6 protein-coding genes are annotated in these 7,884 nt (G+C 43.1%); all 6 read right to left on the bottom strand.

Annotated elements, in window-relative coordinates:
• Positions 1–16: 16 nt before the first annotated feature.
• Positions 17–319, bottom strand: coding sequence for a type I-C CRISPR-associated protein Cas5c (gene cas5c, locus EDD73_RS15310; RefSeq protein WP_131919805.1), 303 nt, complete (start codon positions 317–319; stop codon positions 17–19).
• Between the two features lie 46 nt (positions 320–365).
• Complete coding sequence (gene cas3 / locus EDD73_RS10785) at positions 366–2,525, bottom strand: CRISPR-associated helicase Cas3' (protein ID WP_131919804.1); 2,160 nt, start codon at positions 2,523–2,525, stop codon at positions 366–368.
• 224 nt (positions 2,526–2,749) lie between these two features.
• Positions 2,750–3,103, bottom strand: coding sequence for a helix-turn-helix transcriptional regulator (locus EDD73_RS10780; protein WP_456319112.1), 354 nt, complete (start codon positions 3,101–3,103; stop codon positions 2,750–2,752).
• Between the two features lie 72 nt (positions 3,104–3,175).
• Positions 3,176–3,733, bottom strand: a complete 558-nt coding sequence (locus tag EDD73_RS10775) for a helix-turn-helix transcriptional regulator (protein ID WP_131919802.1) — start codon at positions 3,731–3,733, stop codon at positions 3,176–3,178.
• 1,652 nt (positions 3,734–5,385) lie between these two features.
• The gene (locus EDD73_RS10770; RefSeq protein WP_131919801.1) at positions 5,386–6,618 is read right to left on the bottom strand and encodes a hypothetical protein; all 1,233 of its coding nucleotides are present in this window, start codon (positions 6,616–6,618) and stop codon (positions 5,386–5,388) included.
• Between the two features lie 289 nt (positions 6,619–6,907).
• On the bottom strand, positions 6,908–7,837 hold the full coding sequence (locus EDD73_RS10765; RefSeq protein ID WP_131919800.1) for a ketopantoate reductase family protein: 930 nt from the start codon (positions 7,835–7,837) through the stop codon (positions 6,908–6,910).
• Positions 7,838–7,884: the final 47 nt, after the last annotated feature.

Genomic DNA, 7,884 nt, shown 5'->3' with positions numbered 1-7,884 from the left:
CGAAGCCAAAATACCTTTAAATGGCACAAAATACCATTGAATACTGAGTTTTATGAATCGACCCTTGGGATGCGGGGGTTTTTAGACAGACTCTATTAACCTCGTTACGCAAAATGGAAAAGTGTTTTACCGGGCGAAGCACCTGGATTTCTTGAATTCGCCACCAGATCTCCGGTTTCCAGAAGATTGATTCTAATACCCCACGAGCCGCTGAGGGAGTGATAACTGGATACGATACACGCTCCACTTTCATCTCCGGCCGCGTAAAACAAGCAAAATCGCCCCAGACTTTGACTGTTAAGGGTGGGTGTTGTGACACCTTCACCCCTCCTTCCCTAACCAACTGTTTGTGAAACTAATGGGTATCAAAAAATGAGTGTTTCCGGATCACGCCCTTTGGTTTCTAAGCCCATGACGGGATGATAGCCACCTAGCCATTCAAACATATCTCCGGCAAGTGGTTCCATCAGGCCCTCACGCACCCATTGCTTTTCATTAAATTTAGCGACGTTGACGATATAGGGCTGAAGTTGACGAATGATACGGCGTGTGAGCACTCCGCTGCGCCGGATCGTATCAATTAAACATCGGGCTTCTTCGTCATAAGAAATGATCACCGGCACAACGGATTGATCAATCATGCGAAACTTTTCGGCTACTTCTGGGTATCGGAAATTTTGGCGCAGCGATTGTATTCCTTTGGCATCGGTCTCGACATTCTGATATAGGCCTTGAAAGAATTTTTCATAAACGGCCGGATCATGAAGATCGATGGAAGGATTCGCAAGCATCATTCGTGATTGTTGCATTGCCGAAAGGTAGGTGCCCGGCGGTGCGCTTCCTTCACTGGGATCAAAGATGATTACTTGGCCTAAACAAGGTCGACCTGCTTCATCTTTCAACCGGCCCTCTCGATTGCATCGTCCTGCTGCTTGCACGATGCGATCAAGTGGGCCAATCGCACGCATCACGACCGGAAAATCAACATCCACCCCCGCTTCAATGACCTGTGTGGATACGAGGCGACAATCTTCCCCCGCCTTGAGACGCCGTTTTACTTCCGCTAAAACTTGCCTGCGGTGTGCCCCACATAATAAAGTGGAAAGATGCATCGCTCTTTCATCATCAAGTTCTTGTAATAGAGCCAATGCGTCTTTTTTGGTATTGACCACAACAAGGCACTGTTCATGGGACCGCATCGCCTCGGCAACTTGAGCCCATGACCATGCTTCATCGGACCGTTGATAATCCACCCGTTTTAAGCGCTGGAAATACCGTTCCGGTTGTGGAACGATCTCCGTGATGCCGTTGATTTTTTGAAGGTCCTGGTTTTCGGTCAGCGCCGGTTGCGTGGCCGTACAAAAAACGACGGTTACACCATAGTGCTTAACCAGGATTCTCAACATATCCAAGATCGGATCAAGCAAATGAGTCGGCAACGTTTGCGCCTCGTCGAGAATGATAATACTCCGGGCAATGTTATGGATTTTTCTGCAACGGGACGTTTTGTTAGCAAATAAACTTTCAAAAAGTTGAACGGTTGTAGTAACAATCAGCGGACTGTCCCAGTTCTCTGTTGCCAGTTGATGCTTTTCTTCCTCTGCCTCGTTACCCAAATGCGGCTCAACAGCGCTGTGATGTTCTAAGACAGCGTCTTCCCCGAAAATTTTTCGATACACATCCACGGTTTGCTCCACAATGGAAGTGTAGGGAATCGCGACAATAATCCTGTCCAAGTTATGGATCATGGCGTGTTTTAAGGCAAATCCCATTCCAGAGCGGGTTTTTCCCCCTCCGGTTGGAACCGTTAATCGATAAAAGCCCGGTTGGTTTTCGGCCGCTTCAAGGCAGGCTTGGAAAATCTCGTTTCGCGACTGATTTAGCATACTTTCGCTATGTCCACTCAGGCGTTCTTGATCATCAATAAACTTCTCCCAAAGCAGCGCTAGTTTGTGTGATTGTTGGCGTAATTCTGTCTTTTCAGGAGAAAAGTAATTCTCGGTGTCTAAAAAATCTGCATCAACGAGGGTAGAAAAAAGCATACGGAGATAGACTTCTGCTTCTTCTTTTGTTTTGACCATGGGCGTTAGCTTGGCGATGATCTGTTTTTTATTGGCCTCTGTTGGTGATAACCCCTTGAACATTGATGCAGCGATATTCTTCACTTCTTCAAAGATGTTATCGCGTGTTTTATCAAAATGAAGTTTTTTAACCGTATCCCAATCGGGCAAACCCGCGTGATGTCCGGCAATGGTTCCACTTAGCATACCGCCAGCTAATTCTTTGGCATACACAGCACCTACCCAAGCGTGGGGTGGTCCTTTTTTTCCTTCAGGATTTCGAATATAGGTTTGAAATCCTTTTTGAAATTTGCCCAGATCATGCCATAAACCTAACCAATAAGCAGCGTCACCATTCCCAAACTTGTCGGCAAACTCTTTGGCCATCATGGCAACTTCCCTTGCATGATCGGTCAGCAAATGTCGTCGATCGCTACTTTCGGATGAGTGCGCCCAATATTCCATATGGTCCCTCCCGTTCCGACACTGATTAAAAGCTCGATTATGATTTGAATTTTCTTTTCCAGATACGCCCTTCCCTTTAATTATTATCTATCGTTATAGCTATTGCAAATGACCTGGAAAATCGTTTGATAGGTATATTGACAAATTTCAACTTCCTGTTTTACAAAATAAAAAATCAGTATGCTGTTCTTCGATACTGCCATACTGAAAAAATGCTGCGGTAATCAATATAAGTTAGCCACTTTATGACTTTCTGTTTTTATCCTCTCAATCAGACTGTTAGGGGACAACACCTTAGCATCACTTCCCCAGGACAGGACCCAGCGGAATAGGCCATCACTGACGGCAGCTTCAAAGACAATTTTAAATGAGTTTCCATCCACTTTCTCAATATCAATGTCCTGCCCAAACTTGTCCAAGATGACATTAATCAGTGAGTTATCAAACTGGATCTCAATGTATTCCGGTTCTCCGGAATACATTAAAAATGTCTTGCGCACATATTCACTGACGTTAAATTCCGTTTTCTCGATGGTATTCTCAATAGTTTTTTTGATTTTTATCGAAACACTTTCCATTCGATCAACCCGGTAGTGGCGAAATCCGGTTTCCCCTATTTTTTTACCAATAAGGTAGTAATAATCGCTATCCTAAACTAAACCATAGGGAATAATCGTATAATGGTTGCCGTTATTTCTATAAATAAAATTTTTGTTGAGATCGTATTTCTTATATTTAAACGTAATTATCCTCGATTCCGTGATCGCTTGGTTAATTGTTTCGATAAGATAGTGAATCTTACTGTTTTGTGCTTTGATGCGTTCATCAATATAAATCTGACTTGTTAACTTTTCAGCAACGCTTTCACTGGTCAGTTCTTTTAGTTTATTGATGATCGATTCTGTCTGTTTTTTAGTCAGAAACCGCGCAGATGATACTGCATCCACTAGAATTCTAAGTTCATTGGTGTCAAAAGGACCGCTATAATAAAAACCCTTTTTGCCATCTTCACTATCCAGAATCTCGCCGATAGAGTATCCTGCGTCTCGCAATACTTCAATATCGCTCATCAAGGTGCTTTTGGTTGTTTTGATTTCCTCTTCTTTCATTCTATCCATTATGTACTTTACGGAAATATGTTGTTCATCATCGGTTTCCTTTTCTAATAAGTTCAAAAGAAATAACAACCGCCGGCCATAACTGGACATTTTACCGACTCCTTTTGATGGCCCCCATCTTCGGGACGCATCCATTGCGTTCGCTGATATGTTGCTACTGCTACTTTCACCGTTGAACACTGTTCCTTGCTTTTTTTATCTCTTTGCGAATCCCAATCATGTATCGATTATCCATTTTTGTTTTTAGATATTATTCAACATTCGACAAGGAAATCCTTCGTAAATTAGGATGAGAACAACTGCCTTCTGTCACTAACTACCGCTCTTCATTTACCAGTCCATTGCAATCACTTGTGAATACTCCGGAGTAAAATGAGCACCTATTCCGGAATATGAGAGCCACGGTTCCAGTAATTTTGAGCCACGCTTCCGGTCCGGGGGCCATACGTCAAGCGGACACAAACACTGCCTCTCGGATTGTCCGTTCGCGTCTGCCATCCGTCAATGGCGAGGGGCTTCGCCTGCCTCTACGCGTTGCTTCGAGGCCCATTGACAGCCATCAGTCGTGAACGGAGTGCGGCAGTTAGCCAGTGTTAGTTTAGTTGTGTGTTTGTTTGGCTCTATGATTTCGGAAAGCTGGCTCATTTTTTCCGGAGACTTGGCTCAGTTACTACCGGAATGGTGGCTTTAAGATGCCGTAATATTCACTTGTTCTCATGTAGATATGATCACATACATGAATAAAATAATTGGTACCCAATCAAATCAAAAAAAAAGAGAGCATATTAGCACCAGCTAAGCTCTCTTCGTATCCAGCAGTCTTGCTCACCAAACCCCACTTTTGAAAACAATAAAAACATCTTGGATTTCAATATATTTTTTAGTTTTTTCGGAGGCTAACCAGGTCAGGTGCGTCGAGACAAATCCCTTATGTGTATGGTAGGTAGGTTTTTCCTATTTCAATAAATTGGATCGTCCAGTACTTTACTGAACAACGGCAGCATGTAATCCGGCGACATGCTCGTCGTACGTTACGTTGGATGATTTTCTTCGTCTGATCGCTGTAGTCTCCAATGTTCAAGACGTCTTTGGATAGCAGAAGCCTTTAGGCATTGCCGTGAGTCCCGGAAGTCTACTACTTCAATTCCTGGCCGTACTGGGTGTAGCATGCCCTTGAATTCGCGCTTATTTCCGGCCACTTGTATAATGTCACTTCAGTGATTCCCGTCTCCCGGGTCAGGGTGGATATGGGGGTATTCTCGGGAGGCATCATCTACGTATGATCGATTCTTTGAACTCTGGATTGTATGCATCCCCTAGATCTACCCTCGGATTATCCTCCTGTCATTATATTGTTTGATGTATCACTGGATCGGCAGAAATCAACGCTCATCCGTTGGTTTCTGGATTATCCGGAGGTCCGACTTTTTATCGAAAACCATTATGCTGGTGTCTCCGACAAGTGGTCGATCCACATGTGGTCTTGATGGATTCAATGGAAGAACCACGGACCCAAAGCCTCCACAAAAAAACAGGTCGTCAGAGAAAAATGGACGCGGAAAGTACACCCAAAAACAAAAACGATTCTCTGGTATTCTACTATAGGAACATTATCCGCTGTAGTGCATCCACAGCGTTTCATTATGTAGTTATTCCTTATAAATCGATTGTTCTAGAACTCTATGAAAAGGTGTTCCATAGAGATATCGGTTACCCCGGAAGTTGAAAAAGTCTAAGTTATTTTATTTAACGCCGCCATCATAGGTGGCTTTATTTGTACTTGTACAAAATAGTGGATTGGCATTAGCGTGAACCCATGGACTTGTTAAAACCACTAAATTCCAATCCTTATCTGATACATAAAAAACATTACCATCAATCGCCACGACTATACTATCGATTAATACGTTTGTGTAATTATTTATGTAAAACTCAACATTACATTTATACCCTTTAATTACTTCGTCAGGAATAGCTGTTCTTACATATTTTCCGGATATTAATGACATATAAGAACTTCCAATCACCACATTTAAACCAATGGTGGTCGGCAATACCACAAGAGATATTAAAGTAGGTATCGTCATAATAATATTTAATTGTTCTTTATTCTGTTTATTTATACGATTTGGAGTAAAATAAATTACAATGCATATAAAAGCAGAAGCCACAAAAGAAATAACAGAAGAAATCATAAGATCATTTTTAGTAAAAGAAATAGCTATAACTAGTATTATAATAAAAGCCAAAGGAGCTACAAGTATCGTCTTTCTAACCCCCCCCTTTAATTTCTTTTCGAGTAATCTACCAAAAAAAGCGCTAGACACAAATAATATTAGAAACAAAATCATTGATATCAGAAACTTTTGATCATTGTTTATTTCTTTAAAGTATTCAATTTTTCCAATAAATAATCCTATGTACAAAAAAAATATCAAAGCCCAAAACAAACCACTTAGTGTTGGAATCGGCCTTGATGCTAAGTTAAATAACCACCATAACATTAATGCAACGATTAACGGAGTAATCCATAGATAAAACACAAACTCAATAGTTCTAGAAGATATGTCACCTAGAAAGAAAATAGACAAACAGAATTGCATTGTTAAAAACACTACCACTGAATAGATCGCGTAATCTAACCTATAATTACTGGGATACTTTTTCATTTGTCCAATGATATAAATCAAATATAAAACTAAAAGTACGTTGAGAAAATAGAGGACACCTATGATTAAAATCGATCTAAAATTTATTGGCACTGCATTAATTACCAATTCCTGCAATGACGGGAGCGGTGTATTTAATTGTTTTCCAAAATAAAATCCGTATAAAAAAGAATATCCTAACCCATAAAAAAACAAAAAGGTTACAGTTCCTAATAGATATTTAATATAACGGAGATATTTTGTTAAATTATGTCTTTGTATGAATTCTTGAAATATCTCGCTTGATAAAATTAAGTTAGTAATCAAAACATAAGCCCTCCATTTCCGTTACTTTTAGCTTATTTTCAATAGCTTCTTGATTTTTCTTTCATAATATTTTTTTCTTATGAAGCATGTACGAATTTAGAATTAAGCTAACCCGACTTCGCAATCCAGTGCCCTTCTTTAAATCCTCTGTTTAAACATCCTCCCATCTCTTATCTAACCTACAAACTACGTTTCCACCCATATAAAGTAAATACCCCACCACAATTGGTGAAGTTTCGAGCAGATAACCGTTTGTTACCTGAAGTCTCAAATAAATCTAAAGACCTACTCACTCCCCCAACCGCTCCAACACCTGCCGATGCGCCGGCACATCCAACCCCAACGCCTCCGCAGCCCGCACCACATACCCCGAAAAGGACCCAATCTCCGTCCGATGCCCCTGGGCTACATCCCGCTGCAGCGATGTCGTGCTCGCCGGGTCTAACGTATCAATCAATGCCAACGTCTTATCCGCCGCATCCGGCGCCAGCGCAATTCCCTTAGCCTGCGCCAACTGCGCAATCTCCTGCAACAACCCCGTCAACAACGCCCGTTTCTCCGGTCCCTTGCGCACTTCCCCGACCGGTTCCCCATAATAAGCCGTCGCGCCGCCCATCGCACAGATCATGAGATACTTCATCCAAACCGCTTCTTCAATCGCCGTGGTGAACTTCGCCCGGATCGACGCCGCTTTGCACAAGGCCTCGAACGCCTGCAACTTCTCCTTCAACCCCGTATCGGCACCTTCCCCGTTCAGCCCAAAGACCATCCGTGAGTGTGGGCCGCTCTGCACGATCTCCCCAGGCCCGGCGATCCATGAAAAAATGTAGCAACAGCCGTTCACCACTTGTGCCTCCGGCAATACCGCCTGTAATCGCTCGGCATTGTCCACGCCGTTCAATAAGGGAATCACCACCGTCGTCGCTTGGACGATCGGGCGAATCTGCTCCGCCGTCGCTTCCAGATCATACCCTTTCGTACAAAACAGCACCACATCCACCGGCCCGATCGCTTCGGCCTTATCCGTCGCTAACGCAGGCACGGCCACAAATTCCTGATCCTGCCCCTTCACCAGCAGCCCTTTTTCTTGGATCGCCTGCAAATGCTTGCCGCGGGCTAAGAAACACACCTCATGCTCCCGGTGCTCCTGCCCATACCGAGCCAGATATCCGCCAAAATACCCACCGACTCCACCTAAACCAACAACTGCAACCCGCATTGTTCATCCATCCTTTCAAAGCAAAAAGCGCCAACCGAGCGGTTGGC

This window comes from Heliophilum fasciatum (assembly GCF_004341395.1).
Lineage (GTDB): Bacteria > Bacillota > Desulfitobacteriia > Heliobacteriales > Heliobacteriaceae > Heliophilum > Heliophilum fasciatum.
This window is presented reverse-complemented; position numbering and strand designations above follow the sequence as displayed.

Excerpts from the sequence above, each read along its gene's own strand:
- cas3 (WP_131919804.1), bottom strand. The coding sequence starts at position 2,525 with ATGGAATATTGGGCGCACTCATCCGAAAGTAGCGATCGACGACATTTG.
- EDD73_RS10775 (WP_131919802.1), bottom strand. The coding sequence starts at position 3,733 with ATGTCCAGTTATGGCCGGCGGTTGTTATTTCTTTTGAACTTATTAGAA.
- EDD73_RS10780 (WP_456319112.1), bottom strand. The coding sequence starts at position 3,103 with ATGGAAAGTGTTTCGATAAAAATCAAAAAAACTATTGAGAATACCATC.
- EDD73_RS10765 (WP_131919800.1), bottom strand. The coding sequence starts at position 7,837 with ATGCGGGTTGCAGTTGTTGGTTTAGGTGGAGTCGGTGGGTATTTTGGC.